Origin of the sequence: Mesorhizobium sp. M4A.F.Ca.ET.020.02.1.1 (genome assembly GCF_004022645.1) — a bacterium.
Taxonomy (GTDB): Bacteria; Pseudomonadota; Alphaproteobacteria; order Rhizobiales; family Rhizobiaceae; genus Mesorhizobium.
In genome coordinates this window covers 1-2372 of sequence record NZ_RZOI01000846.1, presented here as the reverse complement: position 1 = coordinate 2372, position 2372 = coordinate 1, and the positions used below count along the sequence as shown (strand labels likewise).

4 protein-coding genes are annotated in these 2372 nt (G+C 54.8%); 2 read left to right on the top strand and 2 right to left on the bottom strand.

Features of this window, described 5'->3' with window-relative positions:
- The first annotated feature begins 40 nt into the window (after window positions 1-40).
- On the top strand, window positions 41-349 hold the full coding sequence (locus EN742_RS32045; protein WP_128333731.1) for a hypothetical protein: 309 nt from the start codon (window positions 41-43) through the stop codon (window positions 347-349).
- A 25-nt stretch (window positions 350-374) separates the two neighbouring features.
- On the opposite strand, the gene EN742_RS32040 is transcribed toward EN742_RS32045, so the two are convergent.
- Both EN742_RS32040 and EN742_RS32035 read right to left on the bottom strand, forming a co-directional pair.
- Window positions 375-1214 carry a J domain-containing protein gene (locus EN742_RS32040; RefSeq protein WP_128333730.1) on the bottom strand — a complete coding sequence of 280 codons (840 nt, stop codon included), beginning with the start codon at window positions 1212-1214 and terminating at the stop codon, window positions 375-377.
- A 297-nt stretch (window positions 1215-1511) separates the two neighbouring features.
- Window positions 1512-1961 carry a hypothetical protein gene (locus EN742_RS32035; protein WP_128333729.1) on the bottom strand — a complete coding sequence of 150 codons (450 nt, stop codon included), beginning with the start codon at window positions 1959-1961 and terminating at the stop codon, window positions 1512-1514.
- Between the two features lie 148 nt (window positions 1962-2109).
- Here EN742_RS32035 and EN742_RS38835 point away from each other — a divergent pair.
- Window positions 2110-2372, top strand: a 263-nt coding sequence (locus EN742_RS38835) for a hypothetical protein (RefSeq protein WP_210214501.1), incomplete at its 3' end; no start/stop codon positions are given.

Below are 2372 nucleotides of genomic sequence, written 5' to 3'. Positions count from 1 at the left end.
GTCCCTCCTGTATGTTGAATAGATAGAACTAGGAGAAAAAATGGCTCTTGCACCCGACGCGACCTTGATGACGGTTGGCCCCAAGAACCCACAGACGTACTATCCGCCATTGGTCAAGCGGCTACTTGAATGCGCCTCAGTTCACGGTGCCGCCTATATGCGCATCGGCACCAACGGTAACGGGACGGCGCCTTACAACCTGATCACCGCTGACGAGGACGGGGCTCTGGTATTCGGAGCCTTCGACTATGGACATCCTTTCGAATACGATATCAAAAGCTCACAGTGGAGTACGAAACCCATGGGAATGCATGAAGTTCTGGCGGTTGCGCTGCAGTATCTGGAGTGACTCTCACTGGTCTTGGGCCAACCGTTCAGTGTTCCACTTCCGGTCGTTCGAAATGGAACTGATCTGCATACTCGTCAGATACCCTGTAACGGCGTTTCGAACCTGCTGGTCGCTCCAAAATGCCCAACTCCAAAGCCTTGAACAGGGTCAGCCGCAACGCCTCGGAATCATTCATTCGAAGTGGCCCCTCTCGGAAAAAAAGGGCTCGATTTGCGAGCCGCGACGATAGGTCTTGAATCACAAACTCTCGCTTGGACAAGCCAAATCGGTTGAGCTCCTCGATGCAAAATTCTTCATCCCCGAGACTTTCATTGTAGGCACCAACACGATGATTGTGATCCGCCACAAGGAATTGCAGGACGGCGCTTACGGCACCTAAACAAATCGCTACTATCTTGTATTTATACAATTGCTCTGGCGTTAATGTCTGCGCATCTAATTTCATAGCCTCGCCGCTCAACCAACCAACGGCCGCAGTCACCGCCGTTCCAAGAAAGGCCATATACTTTAACAACTGGAGCAGTCGGGTAACCCGTTTAGCAATCTTTTGTGTCAGATCGTCCGCATTGCGCTTGGCTTCTTGGACTTCAACTGCTCGGCGTTGAACGATCGCGCTTTGCTCCATCACTTGGTTGTTGCGGGTGACAAGCTCAGCCAATTCCTGAAAACCGGTCGGTATGACTGCCTTCTTATCATGATGATCCAATAGGAGCCTGTGGGCTTGGTTTAACTGCGCTTGCAAGTCACCGTCGCCACTTACATCTGGATGATGCTTCTTGCTCAACCTACGGAACACCTTCGTCACTTCGGCCACGGGCGTGGTCTCTGTGACACCAAGCAGCTGCATTGCCTTTTTGACATCCATATCTGCTTCCAAGCCCCATCCCCGGTGATCGATTCTGCCTATAACAGACCGCAGCAAGCCTTGCACTCCAGCCTGTGATCTGCCGCGACCGTGAAGGAGTCAGCTCAAGACCTGTTCGCAAAACTGCCTGGAGAACTACAGGGCTTGACCATGAGATACACTGCTTCTACCCCTTGAGATACACCAAGGCGGCCCACGCTCTGGGGAAGCGGTCGCTTCAACCGATTGAAAAATAGATATTCCTCGGTTCGATTTATCGAACTTGTCCGGCCCTGTGAGCCAACATTTACAAGGGTTTCAGAGTTTTACGAAACTGACAGCAAGGGGCTGCTCGACCACCGTCTCCAACACGCGGTGTTCGCCGGCATCGGTGTTAACAATAGCCTGTGGCGGGCTACCCCAACGGTCCTCCTCCCAGCGAGCTTCACCCGATCCCAAAGATCGGGTGCTCATTTGAGCCGCAGTAGTCACATCGGGCTTGCCACGATCGAGCTGCACGTGTTTCGCGACTTTCGCCACGTCGCGCAGCAATCGAAAGGGCTCTTTCGTTCGAGCCAAGACCTCGCGATAGTGGGTGTCTGTATCCCCAAGGCCCGCAGCTTTTCCGCCACCGGCGGCAAAGATGTGCGCGGCTAGAGCGTCCACCGAATGCACCGCGTTGTGAGCGTGGCGCATACTGGCGTAGTCCTTCGAGAAGTGCTCCCTGTTCGGTCGCACGACCTGCTCAAGGTATTCGCGGGGTGTCATGCAACTTCCCTCAGTCGTCCATGCTCAATGTCGCTGGTGTACGGGGGTATCGCGCGGCCACAACTGTCGAGTTCGGCCCTTCGCATTTTTGGCCCAGTTTGAGAGACTACGCCTCCGACGAGGGAACAGCTCTCGTTTCGGTGGTTCGATGCTCGATCACTGGAGGGGGCGGCCGCACGGGGAGCCAACCTTTCTAAGGCTTACAGAGTTTTCCCAATCGGCCGAAAAATGGCTGATCTATAGCATATCTACACAACTCGACTTCGCTAGGCGCCGATCCAGACGGGAATCGCCCGAAGAAGTCACCATAGAACGCGTTTTTGACGAGCCGATCGGCCTGCAGACGAAGCGGCCGGCGGGGCGCTGGCGCGCCGCCGCAATCGAGTTAGCAATTGAGCAGCGGTCTGGCGA

Bases quoted from the DNA above. Each gene is read 5' to 3' on its own strand.
- EN742_RS32045 (WP_128333731.1), top strand. From the start codon at position 41: ATGGCTCTTGCACCCGACGCGACCTTGATGACGGTTGGCCCCAAGAAC.
- EN742_RS32035 (WP_128333729.1), bottom strand. From the start codon at position 1,961: ATGACACCCCGCGAATACCTTGAGCAGGTCGTGCGACCGAACAGGGAG.
- EN742_RS32040 (WP_128333730.1), bottom strand. From the start codon at position 1,214: ATGGATGTCAAAAAGGCAATGCAGCTGCTTGGTGTCACAGAGACCACG.